Origin of the sequence: Campylobacter concisus, assembly GCF_015229965.1 — a bacterium.
GTDB lineage: Bacteria > Campylobacterota > Campylobacteria > Campylobacterales > Campylobacteraceae > Campylobacter_A > Campylobacter_A concisus_BD.
This window is the reverse complement of sequence record NZ_JAAKZB010000009.1, coordinates 43,482-60,492: the sequence shown is the minus strand read 5'-3', so window position 1 is coordinate 60,492 and position 17,011 is coordinate 43,482. Positions and strand designations below refer to the sequence as shown.

The 17,011-nt window shown below is 40.2% G+C and carries 17 protein-coding genes and 1 tRNA gene; 4 read left to right on the top strand and 14 right to left on the bottom strand.

Features of this window, described 5'->3' with window-relative positions:
- Positions 1-100: 100 nt before the first annotated feature.
- The 4 genes from G6W43_RS05500 to thiC all read right to left on the bottom strand — a co-directional run bounded on the left by G6W43_RS05500 (position 101) and on the right by thiC (position 4,243).
- Entirely contained in the window at positions 101-1,438 is a 1,338-nt protein-coding gene (locus G6W43_RS05500; protein WP_148789386.1) for a PFL family protein, read from the bottom strand.
- A gap of 9 nt (positions 1,439-1,447) precedes the next feature.
- Positions 1,448-1,714 carry an ACT domain-containing protein gene (locus G6W43_RS05495; RefSeq protein WP_103569347.1) on the bottom strand — a complete coding sequence of 89 codons (267 nt, stop codon included), beginning with the start codon at positions 1,712-1,714 and terminating at the stop codon, positions 1,448-1,450.
- A 136-nt stretch (positions 1,715-1,850) separates the two neighbouring features.
- Positions 1,851-2,951, bottom strand: a complete 1,101-nt coding sequence (locus tag G6W43_RS05490) for an Mrp/NBP35 family ATP-binding protein (RefSeq protein WP_149712148.1) — start codon at positions 2,949-2,951, stop codon at positions 1,851-1,853.
- Positions 2,945-4,243: a phosphomethylpyrimidine synthase ThiC gene (gene thiC / locus G6W43_RS05485; protein ID WP_194169321.1), complete on the bottom strand. Its 1,299-nt coding sequence runs from the start codon at positions 4,241-4,243 to the stop codon at positions 2,945-2,947. Before thiC ends, G6W43_RS05490 begins: the two co-directional genes overlap by 7 nt.
- Positions 4,244-4,392: 149 nt before the next feature.
- On the opposite strand from thiC, the gene G6W43_RS05480 reads away from it, so the two are divergent.
- Genes G6W43_RS05480 through G6W43_RS05465 form a run of 4 tightly spaced genes read left to right on the top strand, consistent with a single transcriptional unit; the run spans position 4,393 to position 8,033 of the window.
- Positions 4,393-5,511 carry a bifunctional 2-C-methyl-D-erythritol 4-phosphate cytidylyltransferase/2-C-methyl-D-erythritol 2,4-cyclodiphosphate synthase gene (locus G6W43_RS05480; protein WP_107944808.1) on the top strand — a complete coding sequence of 373 codons (1,119 nt, stop codon included), beginning with the start codon at positions 4,393-4,395 and terminating at the stop codon, positions 5,509-5,511.
- Positions 5,508-6,398 carry a response regulator gene (locus G6W43_RS05475; RefSeq protein ID WP_148819486.1) on the top strand — a complete coding sequence of 297 codons (891 nt, stop codon included), beginning with the start codon at positions 5,508-5,510 and terminating at the stop codon, positions 6,396-6,398. The genes G6W43_RS05480 and G6W43_RS05475 overlap by 4 nt, the downstream gene beginning before the upstream one ends.
- Positions 6,376-7,557, top strand: a complete 1,182-nt coding sequence (locus G6W43_RS05470) for a sulfate adenylyltransferase (protein ID WP_103596762.1) — start codon at positions 6,376-6,378, stop codon at positions 7,555-7,557. The genes G6W43_RS05475 and G6W43_RS05470 overlap by 23 nt, the downstream gene beginning before the upstream one ends.
- An 8-nt stretch (positions 7,558-7,565) precedes the next feature.
- A complete protein-coding gene (locus G6W43_RS05465; protein ID WP_103601499.1) occupies positions 7,566-8,033 on the top strand; it encodes a phosphatidylglycerophosphatase A family protein in 468 nt (155 codons plus the stop codon).
- 35 nt (positions 8,034-8,068) lie between these two features.
- Here G6W43_RS05465 and G6W43_RS05460 read toward each other — a convergent pair whose 3' ends face one another.
- The 10 genes from G6W43_RS05460 to G6W43_RS05415 all read right to left on the bottom strand — a co-directional run bounded on the left by G6W43_RS05460 (position 8,069) and on the right by G6W43_RS05415 (position 16,970).
- A complete protein-coding gene (locus tag G6W43_RS05460; protein WP_103608316.1) occupies positions 8,069-8,674 on the bottom strand; it encodes a hypothetical protein in 606 nt (201 codons plus the stop codon).
- An 80-nt stretch (positions 8,675-8,754) separates the two neighbouring features.
- On the bottom strand, positions 8,755-9,189 hold the full coding sequence (locus tag G6W43_RS05455) for a fatty-acid--CoA ligase (protein WP_103608317.1): 435 nt from the start codon (positions 9,187-9,189) through the stop codon (positions 8,755-8,757).
- Complete coding sequence (gene ccsA / locus G6W43_RS05450; RefSeq protein WP_194169319.1) at positions 9,190-12,285, bottom strand: cytochrome c biogenesis protein CcsA; 3,096 nt, start codon at positions 12,283-12,285, stop codon at positions 9,190-9,192.
- 45 nt (positions 12,286-12,330) lie between these two features.
- Entirely contained in the window at positions 12,331-12,888 is a 558-nt protein-coding gene (locus G6W43_RS05445) for a c-type cytochrome (protein WP_103608319.1), read from the bottom strand.
- 93 nt (positions 12,889-12,981) lie between these two features.
- Positions 12,982-14,205, bottom strand: coding sequence for an OprD family outer membrane porin (locus G6W43_RS05440; protein WP_103613939.1), 1,224 nt, complete (start codon positions 14,203-14,205; stop codon positions 12,982-12,984).
- A gap of 268 nt (positions 14,206-14,473) precedes the next feature.
- A complete protein-coding gene (locus tag G6W43_RS05435) occupies positions 14,474-14,911 on the bottom strand; it encodes a hypothetical protein (RefSeq protein ID WP_103574037.1) in 438 nt (145 codons plus the stop codon).
- A gap of 123 nt (positions 14,912-15,034) precedes the next feature.
- Complete coding sequence (locus G6W43_RS05430) at positions 15,035-15,622, bottom strand: hydrogenase-4 component G (protein ID WP_194169318.1); 588 nt, start codon at positions 15,620-15,622, stop codon at positions 15,035-15,037.
- Positions 15,623-15,705: 83 nt separating this feature from the next.
- A complete protein-coding gene (locus G6W43_RS05425; RefSeq protein WP_002941158.1) occupies positions 15,706-16,140 on the bottom strand; it encodes a Dps family protein in 435 nt (144 codons plus the stop codon).
- Between the two features lie 152 nt (positions 16,141-16,292).
- A complete protein-coding gene (locus tag G6W43_RS05420; RefSeq protein ID WP_002941080.1) occupies positions 16,293-16,670 on the bottom strand; it encodes a rhodanese-like domain-containing protein in 378 nt (125 codons plus the stop codon).
- A 223-nt stretch (positions 16,671-16,893) separates the two neighbouring features.
- Positions 16,894-16,970, bottom strand: a tRNA-Arg gene (locus G6W43_RS05415).
- Positions 16,971-17,011 lie beyond the last annotated feature (41 nt).

The window sequence follows — 17,011 nt, the reverse complement described above, 5'->3', positions numbered from 1 at the left end:
GCTCCTTGGTTTAAAATTTTTGTTATTTTAACTAAAAGCAGTTGAAAAGATTAGGATAAATTTAAGAAAAAGTCCGCAAATTTAAAGCGGACTTTGAAGATTAGTTTTTAAAACTATGTATAGGTGCTGGAATTTGTCCGCCACGAGCGATGAAGTCGGCACTTGAGGCTTTGTTTATCTTCATCACAGGCGCTCTTCCTAAAAGACCGCCAAACTCGATCATATCGCCCTCACGTCCAAGAGGTATGATACGAACGGCCGTTGTTTTTTGATTTATCACGCCGATAGCAGCTTCATCAGCGATCATCGCAGCTATACTCTCGCTTGGCGTATCCGCAGGTATGGCGATCATATCAAGTCCAACTGAGCATATCGCTGTCATCGCTTCAAGCTTTTCTAAATTTAATGATCCCGCGCGCACCGCAGCTATCATGCCCTCATCTTCTGAGACTGGGATAAACGCACCGCTTAAGCCGCCCACTTGATTGCACGCCATGACGCCACCTTTTTTGACCGCGTCATTTAGCAGAGCTAGTGCCGCAGTCGTGCCATGCGTACCGACAGCCTCAAGCCCCATCTCCTCAAGCACACGAGCCACCGAGTCTCCCACAGCTGGTGTCGGAGCAAGAGAGAGATCGACGATACCAAATTTAACCCCAAGGCGCTCACTCGCCATTTGACCAACGAGCTGACCGATACGAGTGATCTTAAACGCCGTCTTTTTCACAGTCTCAGCCACCACGTCAAAGCTCTCGCCACGCACCTTTTCAAGCGCTCTTTTTACGACGCCTGGGCCTGAAACGCCGACATTTATCACCACGTCAGCCTCGCCCACGCCGTGAAATGCACCGGCCATGAAAGGATTATCCTCGACTGCATTTGCAAAGACAACGAGCTTTGCACAGCCCATCTCTGAAGCTGCCGCCGTCTCTTTTATGATGCGCCCCATGTCACGCACCGCGCTCATATTTATGCCACTTTTTGTTGAGCCGACATTGACGCTTGAGCACACTTTTGCGGTTTGTGCTAGTGCTTGCGGGATAGAATTTATCAAAATTTCATCGCCCTTTTGATAGCCCTTTTGCACTAGAGCCGAAAAACCACCTATAAAATCAATACCAACTTCAATAGCCGCCCTATCAAGCGTCTTTGCGATCATCACGTAGTCACTCGCGTCCGTTGCGGCGCCGATTATTGAGATAGGTGTCACGCTCACTCTTTTATTGACGATTGGTATGCCTAGCTCGGCAGAAATTTCGTTGCCCACTCTAACTAGGTCTTTGGCTTTAGTGGTGATTTTTGCGTAAATTTTATCGCAGGCTTTATTGATGTCAGGGTCGATGCAGTCAAGCAAACTAATGCCCATCGTGATCGTTCTGATGTCAAAATTTTGCTCCTCGATCATCGAGATAGTTTCGGTTACGTTTTTGATATCCATCTTTTGTCCTTAAATTTTGTGCATCGCATCAAAGATGGCTGAGCTTTGGATATTTATCTTTACTTTTAGACTCTCTCCAAGCTTATCTAGCTCCGCTCTTAAGACTGTAAAGTCCTTATTTTCATCGCTTGAAACCACCGCCATCATCGTGAAAAAGTCGCTCAAAATAGTCTGGCTTATATCATCTATGTTTAGCCCTAGCTCGCTAAGCTTTGCTGAGACGCCAGCAACGATGCCAACTCTATCTTTTCCGACTACGGTTACGATCGCTTTCATCTTTTCTCCTGTTAAATTTTAAATTTATTATATAAAGTGCATTTTGGCTCCAAAATTTAAACCCTGCATCAAGCAAAGCTAAATTTTGGTAGCCAAATTTAATTAAAATTTGCTCTAAATTTTATCTTTTGTAGATTTACTTCGAGCAAGCACTCTTGCCGTCATTTACTGGCTGGATCGCTGAGTTATCAGCCCCACCGCCGTTATTTATATTTTCTATTATCTCCCAAAGCCTTGCAGCTGCGCTCTCGTAGCGTTTTGCAGTGACTGAGTTTGGCTCATAAAAGCTAACTGGTTTGCCACTATCGCCGCCCACTCTAACAGCTGGCTCGATAGGAATTTCAGCTAAAATTTGAGTGCTGTAAGCCTTTGCTACCTCTTCAGTCGTGCCTTTGCCAAATATGTCATACTCTTTGCCATTATCTGGGCAGATGAAGCCGCTCATATTTTCGATGACGCCAGCGATTGGGATGTGGAGTTTTTCAAACATATCAAGCGCACGCTTGCTATCATCAAGTGCTACTACTTGAGGTGTTGTGACGCAGACACCTGCTGTTACTGGCACGCTTTGAGCTAGAGTTAGCTGCGCATCGCCCGTTCCTGGAGGCATGTCAAGAAACAATACATCAAGCTCGCTCCAAAGCACGTCCCTTAGCAGCTGCTCGATCGCTTTCATGATCATCGAGCCACGCCAGATAAGGCTCATGCCCTCCTCCATCAAAACGCCCATACTCATCATCTCAACACCATGGCTAAGTATCGGTTTTAGCTTGTTGCCAACGACTTGTGGCTGGGTATTTACTTCGCCAAGCATTCTTGGGATATTTGGTCCGTAGATATCAGCGTCCAAAATTCCCACTTTTTTGCCTAGTTTTGCCATTGAGATGGCTAAATTTAGCGTTGTGGTTGATTTACCAACGCCGCCTTTGCCAGAGCTTACCATTACGAAATTTTTAACTTGTGGCGCGATATTTTTGCCACTTTGAGTGTTACTTTTCTCCTCAGGTATCTTTGGCTGGATCAAATTTAGCACATACTCATTTGAGCCCATGACACGTTTGATGTCTGTTTTTAGCTCATTTGCCACATCAGGATTTGAGCTAACGATCTCGACTTCTATTAAAATTTTCTCGCCGATCTCCACGTTTTTTACAAAGCCAAAGCTAACTATATCCTTCTCAAATCCCGGATATATGACACCTTTTAGTCTATTTAAGACCTCTTCTTTATTTAACATTTTTCTCCTTTTTCTAGATCTTTTGAAATTTTATATGCACAAAATTTTGGTCCGCACATCGAACAAAAATGAGCGCTCTTAAACGCATCTTCTGGCAAGCTCTCATCGTGAAGCTCTCTAGCCTTTTTTGGATCAAAGCTAAGCTCAAACTGCTTGTTCCAGTCAAATGCATATCTAGCGTCACTCATCGCATGGTCTTTTTCGATAGCTCCAGCCTTGCCAAGCGCGACGTCTGCGGCATGAGCTGCTATCTTGTGAGCTACGATCCCCTCTCTTACGTCATTTTCATTTGGCAAGCCAAGGTGCTCTTTTTGCGTCACGTAGCAAAGCATGCTAGCGCCGTGATATGCCGCCATCGTACCACCTATCGCTGAGGTTATGTGATCATACCCTGCGCCGATATCGCTAACAAGCGGTCCAAGCACGTAAAATGGGGCGTCATGGCAGAGCTCTTGTTCGATTTTCATATTATACTCAATTTGACTTAATGGCACATGACCAGGGCCCTCTATCATCACTTGCACATCTTTTTCCCACGCCCTAAGCGTAAGCTCTCCAAGCACCTTTAGCTCGCTAAGCTGTGCCTCGTCTGTCGCGTCATAAAGGCAACCTGGGCGAAGTCCGTCGCCAAGCGAGAGCGAGACGTCGTATTTTGCGCAAATTTCTAAAATTTGATCAAAAATTTCATAAAATGGATTTTGCCTATTTAGCTTTGACATATAGCTCGCGCTCAAGCTACCACCACGGCTAACTATGCCCATTTTACGCTTTTTAACAAGCGGCAAAAACTCACGCAAAAAGCCAGCGTGTATCGTAAAGTAACTAACCCCTTGCCTTGCTTGCTTCTCTAGCACGCTTAAAATTAGCTCATTTGTGATATTTGTAACCTCTTTTGCCTCTTTTAAAATTTCATACATAGGCACCGTTCCAACTGGCACGCTTGAATGCTCTATTATAGCACTTCTAATGGCGTCTAAATCGCCATCCGTGCTTAGGTCCATAACCGTATCAGCGCCAAATTCTAAGCAAATTTCAAGCTTTCTAAGCTCCGCGCAAATGTCACTACTTAGGCTTGAGTTGCCGATATTTGCATTGACCTTTGTCTTTAGCTTTCTGCCTATACCCATTGGCTTTAAATTTGTGTGATTTACATTTGCTGGGATGATGATGCTGCCTTTTGCCACCTCATCCATCACTAAATTTTCGCTCACTCCCTCGACTTTTGCCACATAGCTCATCTGCTTTGTGAGCTCGCCACGCCTAGCATAGTACATCTGCGTCTTATCTCTCATAAGTAGCCTTTTTAAATTTATAAAAAAGCTAATTTTAGTCCTTTTTATATTTGAACTAACTAAATAAATCTAAATTTCTACTCTTTTTTAAAAAGATTTTTTCAAGTTTTAGAATGTATAATTCCGTAACAATCTTCAAAGGAGCTACCTTGCTTGATATCTCACTTATAATGCTAGGAGCCGGAAATTCTAGCCGTTTTGAGCTACCTGTAAAGAAGCAATGGCTTCGCATCGGCAGTGACCCACTTTGGCTATTTGCCACTAAAAATTTGAGTAACTTTTACACATTTAAAGAGATCATCGTCGTTAGTAAAGAGTGCAAATATATGTCTAAATTTGCTCCAAATTATAAATTTGTTGATGGCGGCGAGACAAGACAAGATAGCCTAAAAAACGCACTTGAGCTAGTAAATAGCGAATTTGTCCTAGTTAGCGACATCGCGCGCCCTTGCATATCAAGCGAGCTCTTTCACAAGATCATCGAGGCGGCCGCTCAGGCTGACTGCGTGGTGCCTGCGCTAAAGATCGCTGACACTGCCTATCTTGGCGAAAACGCAATAGACAGAGAAAAGGTAAAACTTATCCAAACACCGCAGCTCTCGCGCACAGCACTTCTTAAAAAGGCTCTTAGTAGCGGCGAAATTTACACAGATGATAGCTCGGCTATGAGAGCCATTGGCGCAAGCGTTTGGCACATTTTGGGCGATGAGATGGCTAGAAAGATCACTTTTAAAGAGGATCTTGCCAAAATTTCAGCCCTAAAAGCACCAGAAAACGAGCTCTTTATAGGTAATGGTTTTGACGTGCATGAGTTTGAAAAGGGCCGTCCGCTTGTGCTTTGTGGCGAAAAGATCGACTATGAGTTTGGGCTAAAGGCTCACAGCGACGGCGATGTGGCACTTCATGCGCTAACAGACGCTATCTTGGGAGCTGCTGGGCTTGGCGACATAGGCGAACTTTTCCCTGATACGGACGCTAAATTTAAAGATATTAGCTCCATTTATTTGCTGCAAGAAGCTTATAAAAGGGTGCAAAGCGTGGGCTTTGTGCTAACAAACGCTGATATCACGATAATGGCGCAAAAGCCAAAACTTTCAAAGCTAAAATCAAAAATGGAGGCAAACATCGCGCAGGCTCTAAATTTAAGCCAAAGCCGCATAAATGTAAAGGCGACGACGACTGAGGGACTTGGCTTTGTGGGCAGATGCGAAGGGATCGCTGTCATGGCAAGTGCGAGCCTTAAATTTTACAACTGGACACAAATATGAAAATTTTAATAGTAGAAAACGAAATTTACCTAGCTGGCTCGATGGCTAGCAAACTAGCTGACTTTGGCTACGACTGCGAGATCGCAAAGAGCGTCAAAGAGGCTTTGAAATTTGAAAATTTTGACGTAGTGTTACTTTCTACCACACTTCCTGGGCAGGACTTCTACCCAGTCATAGAGAAATTTAAAAGCTCTATCATCATCTTACTCATCGCCTACATCAACAGCGACACCGTGCTAAAGCCGATACAAGCGGGCGCGGTGGATTACATCCAAAAGCCATTTATGATAGAAGAGCTTGTTAGAAAGATAAGACATTTTGAAGAGTTTAGAGGCTTTAAAAACGAGATAAAAAACTACGAAAACTATATAAATTTCGCTCTAAAAGACTACGAGATACCTTGTTTTGAAGCCAAAAAGATCAAATTTCCACTTCTTTTAAAATCAAGCAAAAATGGCTATAGCGATAAATTTATCTTTAACTACGCAAAGGCTGGGAATTTGCCATTTTTGTTTTTAGGCAAAGCCTGTTTTAGCGAGCTTGAAAAAGCACTTGCTCAAAGTGGCGACGAGCTAATATACATCACAAATCTTGAAGAGCTAAAAGAGGATGAAAAAGAGAAAATTTTAGAGCTTTGCAAAAAGAAAAAAGTGGCTATACAAACTAGTGATTTTGCGCAAAGTGCGCCATTTGAGGAGCTTGAACTCTCGGTTAGAGATAAAAACTTTGACATCGGCGAGATCGTCACGATCGATGAATATATAAAATATATCATAGTTAATTATCAAGATAAATTCCCCGACACCGAGCTTAGCAAAAAGCTTGGAATTTCTAGAAAATCACTTTGGGAAAAGAGAAAGAAATATGACGTCAGCAAGAAAAAATAGTGAAATTTCTATAAACACCGAAGTTTATGGCGCCTTAGAGCTTATCAAAAACAAAATTCTCTCAAATTTTAGCGCCCTGATGGACGACGAGCAGATCAAAGAGGTGGCAAAAAAGGGCTACTTTAACGGCGAGCCGATGCCCTACTCTTTTGGCTTTGCTCCATTTGGCGAGGTCAATCAAAATATCGCTAGCAAGCTGCATGCTGGACAAAGAGTAAATTTAAATATGGACGGCAAGATCGTTGGGCACATCGACGTGGCAAAGGTCTTTAAATTTGACGAGAGCATGCGAGCTAAAAATATATTTTTAGCAAATGAATCAAACAGCGAAATGTCACTAAATTTAGGCAAATACGGCATAAGCGGCGAGTTTGAGCTATATGATGAGAGCCTACAAATAAGCAAAGATGCGCTAAATGAGCTGATAAAAGAGAGTGGCGCCAAGAAAATAACGGCTGTCTTTTTAACGGCTGATCCATTTAACCGCGCGCATGAACGCCTAGTTAGGATGACCATCGACAAGGCCGATCTCGTGGTTGTTTTTCTCATCAGAACGCGCGAAGAGAGGCATATTGATTACGAGATAAGAAAGCAGGTGCTTGACTTTTTTAACCAAAACTATCTGCCAACAAAAAAGGTATTTGTCTTTGCGCTAAAAAACACAACCCTTTTTAGCTCGCACGCCAACCCAACGCTTGAGTGCATCGCAGCCTCAAGACTTGGCGCAAACAAGCTAGTCATCGGACAAAACCACTCTGGTATCGGCATGTTTTTTGACCACAACGAAGTTCATACGATACTTGATATCTACAAAAACGACCTAAATTTAGACGTGATCGTCCTGCCTGAGCTGGTTTATTGCAACAAGTGTAAGACGCTAGTTAGCACCAAGAGCTGCCCGCACGGACAGCACCACCAGATCAAATACCACCCAGACGTGATCAAAGAGCTGCTATTTAACGGCATCATGCCACCAGCCATACTCGTTAGACCTGAAATTTCAGCGCTCATCTTAAGCAAGCTCTATGTAAATCGCTTTAAAGATATACAAAAGCTCTGTGATGATCTTTTTGTAAATTCTGGACTGCTTGAAAACAAGACCGACCGCGACTTTTACGAAGAGCTCATGAAGCTCTATCAGACATCATCACTCACTTAAGGAAATTTATGCAAAAGCTATTTTTAACATTTTTTGGATTTGGACTTTTACCAAAGGCACCTGGCACTTGGGGCTCGGTGGCTGGAGCTGTGGTGGCTTATTTTGTGTTATATTTTTTCTCATCTACCACGCTTTTGCTAGCTAGCATTTTATTATTTTTGGTGAGCATCAGCGTCATTGATGATTTTGAAAAAAAGGTAAATTCACACGACGAGAGCTTTATCGTGATCGACGAAGTTGCTGGCGTTTGGCTTGCTATCGCCATTAGCGGAGCGACGATCTCACAGCTAGTTCTCTCACTCGTGCTTTTTAGAGTGCTTGATATCAAAAAACCATCGATCATTGGCAGGATCGACCGCAACGTAAAGGGCGGACTTGGCGTCATGGGCGATGATATGGTTGCTGGATTTTTCGCTGGCATTATTAGCGCGATGATATATGGCGTCGCTATGAAATTTGGCGTAGTTTTGCCGTAAGCTGAGCTAGCTATCTTGCTGGCTCTTTTTTAAATTTAACTCTCTCTACTATTTTCCCATTTTAAAAATTCATCCCACTCTTCTTTTGAGATTAAAACTTTGTCGCTAGATTTTTCCTCATCCCTGCCTGCAACTTTATCTTTGTCATAATTTTTTCTAAAGACGATCATATTATAAAGCGAAAATCTAAGCTTTCCAAAAAGGCTTAAATTTTTTGCATTTTCAGGGGTTATCTCATTGCCATTTTTGTCACGTCCTTTGCCACCTAAAAATAGCGAATAAACAAGCGTGGTCATGAAGTTAAATCTTAAAAGAAGCGCCCAAAAGCAGTTTAAGAAGCCGTGATTGTATTTAATGCAAACATAAAAACCAAAAATGGCGTAAATGGCTATTATAAAAAGTATAGTGTAAAAAATATAAGTTAGCCCATCATCGTTTGAAACGTCAAAATACTCGCATACCTCACAAAAGATAGCCACAAAGGTGGGAAATATTACAAGCGGAAAAATAAGATGCAGTCCAACTAGGTCAAATTTACTCACATAGACTTTGATATTTCGCCTGCCAGCAAAGATCATCAACAAAATAGCTAGCACTATCGGCGCAAATACCAAACTAGAATAGAGATCATTGATGTCCAAGTTGCGCTCCTATTTTACTTTGTAAATTTGAGTTTTGCTAACGATATTTTGTGCTCTTAAATTTAAAAATAGAGCTAAATTTACCTACGATTTTTGCGGTTTTCGATGCCGATCTTTTCACTCTCTTCTATCTCTGCAACATAGCTTGGATTTTTCTTTTTAGCCTCTTTGTCTAAAAAGCTAATAAGCTTTGCATCGGCATTTTGATGAGAGCAGATTAGAATTATAAAATTTATGTAGTGGCTAGCTTCTTTTGGAGCGATCTGATTTTTTTTCGCTGGTATTATAAATTTCTCTCCAAAAATTTGTATAAGCTCGAAAAGCTCGTTTTTGCTTAGAGTTTTATCACCAGCAAGTTCTTCAAGCTTTTCGATCGTGATCTCTTCTTCACTCTCAGGCTCTAGCCCTCTTGCCAAGGCTTGATGATCTTTGTTTTTTAGCAAAAGATAGACTAGCGCGCAAATGGCCACTATAAGCAAAAAGACAAAAAAGACTATCAAGCCTTTAAGAAGCATCTATAGCCTTGTGCAAAGAGAGCGTTTCATAAATGCAAGAACGCTCATCGCTATCATAATGGCGATGCTTATCCAGACGAAATCAGGCACTGGAAGCGGATCTCCAGCTGCGTAAGAGTGCATGCCAGCTAGATAGAAATTTACCCCAAAATAGGTCATTATGATCGCCCAATATGCGAAAAACGAAGCCACAGCAAACGCGTACTGGTTATTTAGTCTTGGTATAAATCTCATGTGAAGCACCGCCGCATAGACAAGGATCGAAACTAGCGCCCAAGTCTCCTTGCTATCCCAGCCCCAGTATCTACCCCAGCTCTCATTTGCCCAGACGCCACCCAAAAAGTTTCCAAGCGTAAGTAAGCTAAGGCCAAGTATCATCGCCATCTCATTTATACGTGTCGCTTCAGTGATATTGCGTGCGATCTCTGCATTTGGCTTTTTCTTGTTTTGCAAGATGATAAGCAGCAAAGTAAATCCACCAAGCAACGCACAAAGGCCTAAAAATCCGTAACTTGCAGTTATGATAGAGACGTGGATAGTTAGCCAGTAGCTCTGAAGCACAGGCACAAGCGTCGTGATCTGCGGATCCATCCAGCTAAGGTGCGCAACAAACAGCGTAACGCCAGCTAATATAGATGTAAGTGCAAGTGCGATCGGACTGCGTTTTGCAAAGATGATGCCAGATAGACCAAGCGCCCAAGCGATATAGACCATCGACTCGTAGGCGTTACTCCAAGGGGCGTGCTCAGCGATGTACCAGCGAAGCCCAAGGCCAGCTGTGTGCGCAAGAAAGGCTAGTAAATTTATAATATATACAGCTTTAACTATGCCATTTATCTGCACTTTTGGTGCTAGCATCTTGACAAAAACAAATAGTAAAAGTGCAAGTCCAGCCAAAAGATATATCGGTGTCAAGCGGTCAAATACTTGAAATTTATTAAATAAAATTTCTATATCTATCTTTTTCTCACTTGGCATGACAGCAGCGCCGTATTTGTGCTGATAGGCTGAAATTTTCTCAAGCGCCGCATCCGCCTTGCTCCAGTCATTATCCTTTGAGGCTGCATCAACAGCTGAGAAATACTCTCTCATCATGCCAACGACTAGCTCAGCCTCTTTTGGCGAGAAGTACATCATCGCGCTAGCAGGCGAATACCAAGAATTTGATGGATCATCTTGTTTTGGGAAAATTTTGAAAATTTCACCGATAAATATCATATAAAATACATTTAGTCTCTCATCGATCTTTATCACATCTTTGTCAAATGTATTGCGTGAGCCTGGGTGTTTGCGGTTTGCTATCTCGGCAAATTTTGTTAGTTTATATTCGCTTCCACCATCTTTTGTCGCTTTAAAAAATTCATCAAAGCTTGCGTATCTTGCATTCTCATCGACGCCTAGCTCTTTTTTTAGCTCCTTGCTTTGACCAAGCGCGATGATCTTCTCATTTCGCCAAAAATCAGGTGTTACCATTATAGAAAGCATCGCTTGATTTGAATTTAGACTACCTATGCTCTCGCCTCTGTGGATTTTGTTTAAAACCTCTTTACTAAGCGTATCAAATGGCTTCATCCTACCATCTGGACTTTGCACGATAAGCCTAGCAAGCTTGTCTGCATGCTCTTTGCTGATATGCGGCAAGAAATCCTCCGCCTTTAGCGAGCCAAAATTTAAGCCTAAAAGCAAGACCGCTATGAGAGTAGCTACTTTTTTGCCACTTTTTGTTGATTCATTATCTATTAGTTTGGCTAGCTTTCTAAAGCGGCTGTTAGGATTTATGACATTTAACAAGAAGCCAAGACCTAGCAAAAAGTAGCCGATATATGTCGGGATCTTGCCTGGGTCCTTATTGACAGAGAGGATCGTGCCTTTCTCGTCAGTATCGTATGAGCTTTGGAAAAATCTATATCCATCATAATCAAGCACGTGGTTCATATAAATTCTATAATCAAACCCCGGATCATTTGTGCCATCTTTTACCACAACCTCGCTTGAGTAGCTCATAGGCGAATTTGAGCCAGGATATCTTTTTAGCTCAAAGTCCTTTAGGTAGAGGCTAAATGGGAGTTTTATCTGCTGAGCTCCCCATGAGGCGTTAAATTTCTGTCCAGCCACGGCGATACGTGAAGGCTCCATTAGGTTGTAAAATACATGCATCTCTTTACTCTCACCTTTGTAGTTTAGCTCAGCTATCAACGCATTAAACTCGCTATCCTTTGAGCTGACTAGCTTTCTTGAAGCGTGCGCTGAGACTAGTCTTGGGGCGAAATTTATATTTGAGATAGTATATAAGCTACCTGTGCCAAATTCATTCACACTGCCAGCTTTTAGCTCAGTTTTTGAGCTATCCGCCATAGTAAATTTTGAAAGATCAGCATTTGAAGTAACTGTGAAATTTCCATCATTTAGTCTAAAAAGAACGTATTTTTTATTTTCATCTGGTTTGGCATTAAAGATAAAGCTGATATCTCCAACCCTTGCCTCTTCTTCTTCAAGTAAAAATATCTCTTCGCTTTCGCTCTCGTTTGATACTACAAATTCAACGACAGGCTTCCCGCTATCATCATTTACAAATTTATAGCTTGCATTTGGCACAAATTCTTTAAATTTTAAACTAGCCTCGCCATCTGCTGTTTTTAGCTTTAGATCAAAGCCCTTCTTCACATCAGCAAGTCCCAAAGGCATAGCCGAGCTGATCTCCTCGCCTTTGTCGTTAAGCGCTGTTAAATTTATATATGAAACCTTCGTACTAACAACGTTTGAAGCGGTGTTTTCACGTATATGCATATCAGCTTCAAAACCAAGGTATCTTGTGATGCCAGCACCGATTAAGATGACGATAAAACCTAAGTGAAAGATGAGAGATGGGAGTTTTTTAGGATCGATTAGGTTGTATCTAAAGATATTGAAGGCTAAATTTATACCGAGCAGTAGTTGGATAAGCGCAAACCAGCCAGCGCCATAAACATAGTACCAAGCTGCTTCAGTGCTGGTTTTGCTCTCTATTATTGTGGCGGCTCCACTAGCTACGGCAAAGATTATCATCAAAACGATAGCTGAGCCCATACTTAAAAATAATGTTTTTGGATTTAACATCTGCTTCCTTTTATTTATATTGTGGCAAAGCTACCGAAGTGAAATTTATCTTAAATAACTGCCTTGCTTTGTTTCGGTTGAAACTGGTTTATTTTCGTTTGTATCTTGATCTGCAAGTGCATCTTTACCTTTTAGATAAGCAAGTATTGCACCTAGATCATTGTTTGAGACGATCTTAGCTTGGTTTTGCATCACGTTTTTACCGCTACCACCAAAGCTTGAGTCGCTTCTATAAGAGATGATGCTATCTTCTATATCTTTAGCATCCATGTTTTTAAGTGGTGTTGAGCCAAATGGTCTTTTGTCTGCGCTTTCACCATGGCAGCTAGCGCATTGTTTATCATAAAGCTCTTTTCCTAAAGAGACACTATATCTACCTTTTCTATCAACGCCAAATTTTAAAATTCTATTGTCTTTATAGCGCCTTGGATCTTCATCGACATAGACATTTACTTTTTCATTTCTGTCATTAGCCTGCTTTTTTGCCATTTCGGCAAGCTCTTTACCAAACTCGCCACGAGCTTCTATATAATAAACCTGAGAAGCTGCAAAGGCATTTGCCACCAAAAAACACGCCAAAAAAGAAATTTTGATATTTTTCATGAGTTTCCTTGAAATTTTGCTCTAAATTTAAAAATCCCGGATCAGATTGCTCCGACCCGGGATTATATCATAAGTTGATTAACGAGCTATGAATTAGAATGAGTATTTAGCTTCAAATCTAAATTTGTCTTCTTTTGTCTTCACATCATTAGGTAGTTTGTGAGTTTGGAAAGAGTAGAATGAGCTAAATGTTAGCTTTTTGTTGTATTGGTAAGCAAATCTTGGAACAAATTCTTCAACTTTATCTTTTACATCTGGGTTACCAGCACCAGCTGAAGTTTTTTGAGTACCTTTAACATAATCTAAACCAACTTTGAATTTATCAAATGTATATGCACTTGTTGCATAGAAGAAGTTACCTTTACCCTCTGCATATGTCCAGTCAAATACATCTTCACCAGCAGTTATTAGGCTACCTTGATCTTCAAATGTAAATGCTGATATACCTTTATCTTGAGCTTTCCAGCCGATATAACCAGCAGCTAGGTCAAAACCAAATAGTGAAGTTGAAAGTTCGCCAGCATAGAAGTTACCATCATTGTATCCAAGGATGTTTTTAGCTTCTTTATCAGCTGTGCTATTTGCATAGTTAAGTCTTGCACCTAGGGCAAAGTCATTAGTGATGTCGAATTTAGCTGAAACATCAGCTGCAAGTACATCAGCTAGATTAGTTAATGTACCGTACCATAGTTGGAAGCTAACTGGATTAAATGAACCAGCAATACCAGCTGCATATAAGTTACCAACATCATATCTATCTAATTTATTAGTTACAGCTGCATCATATAATTTGCCATCGCTCTCGCCATTGCCTTCAAGAGCATCAAAAGCTAAAGCTGTTAGAGTAAGACCTTCAATATCTTCATTTACTACTCTTACGCCAGTACCGATTGCGTCATCAGTAAAGTATGAGTCAATAGTTTGTTTACCAGCTGTTATAGTAGTACCGCCGATCTTATAGCCAAGATAGAATTGGTGAACACCAAAAGTTCCAGTTGTGTTTGTTTTATCTGTACCAGCACCAGCATTATCACCTGAGCCATCAGTAGCATTGTATCTTAAACCAACAACGCCAAAGAAGTTATCATCGATAGCAGCTTTAAAATTTGTGATCATTTTAAAGTTATGGCCAGCCTCATTTGATTTTTTAACATTTTTTTGTGTTTTGTCATAATCATGTACATGAGTATATCTGTATCTTGCCATACCAGAAAGATCAACATTTTTTATAGCTTCTTCAAGTGGAGTAGCACTTGCTACACTTGAGAATGCGCCTAAAGCAACCAAAGCGGCTAAACTAATTTTTGTTAGTTTCATTTTTTCTCCTTTTAAGGTTTTTGTGTCGACGATTATAATCAATAAATTTTAAGATGAAGCTTAAAAAATCATAAAATTTTGCATTTTTGTTACCGATCGTTTACCGATTTTAACCAAAAAGAGGTATATTTTGATAATTTAACTTTTACAAATGAGACTTTTAAAAAAGGGATAAAAGGAAAAAGGGGCCGTTGCTTTGCCCCTTAAAAGGAGTTCTAGTTTTGATTGCTGATGAAATTATATATGCTAGCAGTAAATCAACGGTAATCTAAAAAGAAATTTTCTCCTCTTTTGGCACATCGATATTCGTTTTTATATTTTTTCTTTTTACGACTACTTCATTTTGTGGTTTTCTTATGCCATTATATGCGCCTCTAGAGCCGCCCTCTTTTATAAGAAGCATGTCTATGAGCTTATCTGCGTAAAAAGTCGCATAGACAAGATCTCCCTTATCGTAATAATATCTGTTTGCACAAAAATTTGCTTTGTTTAGTTTATGATTTTTCACATCGCTGGCTACTATCTCGTAGCAGTATTTCGAATCTTTATAGCTGACATCTTTTATGAAGCCTTTGATGGAGCTTTTTGCAGGCATAGTTTTAGTAGCTTGCCTTGGTTGCTTGCGGACTGGTGGGTTGTCATCAAAAAATGAACATCCCAAAAACATAGTAGCTACTGCTAGAGGAAATAAAATTTTAGCTTTCATCTTTTCTCCTTAATATAAAGAGAAAAGTATAGCTTTTAAGATTAAATAAAATTTGTGAGTTTTAAAATTTGAGTTTTGTGCTTACATTAATATATAAATTTCTTGGGAGAGACCCCAAGGAATTTAAGCTGATACGTTTAAGACGTTACCGCCAAGCTCGGCGATCTTTTTATCGAGCGTCTCAAGGGTCTTTTCGATAGTCTTTTGTGAAATTTCAGGAAGCTCACCGCCCCAAATTTTCTTTGCATCCTCAAAACCCTTTGCCACGCCCTCTCTACCAGCTTTTAGTTTCTCTACATCATCACCTGCACCATTTAGCACAAAGCCGGCTATCCTATCAGCTGTATTTGCGATGCCAAAAAAGCCATTTTCGCTAACTAGCTCGCTCGCCTCATCGCTGCTTAGCTCTCCTAGAGCTTTGCCGTTATAGCCGATACCTGCTAGATCAAGTCCAGCTAAAATGTCTGATAAATTTTCAGGCACGTTAAAGCTTAGACCACCTTGAGCTAGTAAATTTGAACTAGCATTTTGAGTAATATCTTTTTGATACTGCAAAAAGTAGCTATTTGAGATCTCTTTTGCGCTTAAATTTGAAACATCAGGCTGCTTTTTAGAAACCTCTTTTTCATCTTTGTGAAGTGAAATTTCTGATTTTACATTTTCTTTTACGCTTGAAGTGTTGTATGAGCTTACGATTTGACTGATTTGCATATTTGGCTCCTATAAGTTTATAAAAACTATATCGCCAAAAGGTGGAATTTATTTAGAGTAAAGCGGGAGAGCTCCCGCTGTGATTATTTGCCAAGTGTTGCGTTTAGCATCCAGATGGCTTTTTCAAATTTAGCTATTTGATCTTGTGCGTACATCTGAGTTGTTGTGTCACCCTCTGCAAGCTCATCAAGCTTTTTAAACTCACCCAAAAGGTGCTTGTAATCAGCCAAAACAATATCCAAAACTTCAGTTGGAGTGTAGCTCTCTTTTGGCTCGTGTTTTATGTGAGCGACTTTTGCTAGCTCCTCAGCCTTGACGATAGGCCTGCCACCAAGCATAAGAGCTCTCTCAGCTGCATCATCAAAAATCTCACTCATATCCTCATAAGCTTTTTCAGTGTACTCGTGGACGCTAAAAAATTGAATACCTTTTACATTCCAGTGAAGATCATGAAATTTGATATAAAGTGCATTTGCATCAGCCTGAATTGTGTTTAACTGTAAAATAACTTTTGACATTTTGTCTCCTTCTTTATTGTTTAAATGTGATGAAATTATATTGACTTAGAGTTAATCAGTGGTTAATCAAATAATAAAATTTATTATTTAGTATAAATTTTGACTACAAAATAAATTTATCTTGTAGTCAAATGTAGAATTTAGAGGTTTGTCTATTTTTTATAAGGTGTAGTTTTGTAGCCTTGCTCGAGCAAACTACTCATACCACCATCTAAATTTATAATCTTAAGATCTGAGCTATCTATCGCTGCAGCTGCTGCTGTGCTTCTTCTACCACTTCTACAAACAAGAGCGATAGGCTTTTTGATATCAACCGCTTTTGAAAGCTCATCTAAAAATGCACTCTTATTACTTGGATCAAAAGTGATGGTCTTCGCACCAGCTATGATGCCAGTCTCTTGCCATTCAGATGGAGTTCTAATATCGACGATCTGATCATATTTTTTGATCTCATCTGGACTTATATTAACAGTTTTAACATCAGCTGACAACATGCAACAAACGGCTCCTAAAAGTAAAATTTTTTTCATCTACTCTCCTTAAATAAATTTTTGAAATGTTAGCATGGATTATTAAATATATAAAATTTTTGTTGATAAATTTTATTGTTAATGAGATCATACAAATAATTCATTAAAAAAATAAATTTATTTATATGCCAAACACAACTACTTATAAAAATAAGAATTCTAAATATAAATGATTTAAAGCACTCTATAAAAGATTGTTATTGCATGGTATTAAAAGCAGGAGTGGTGTCCCCAGCGAGGTTCGAACTCACGACCTCAGAATTAGGAATTCTGCGCTCTATCCAGCTGAGCTATGAGGACAAATTTGCAAGTTAGTTTAAATTTTTACTCAAGTAGTTAAA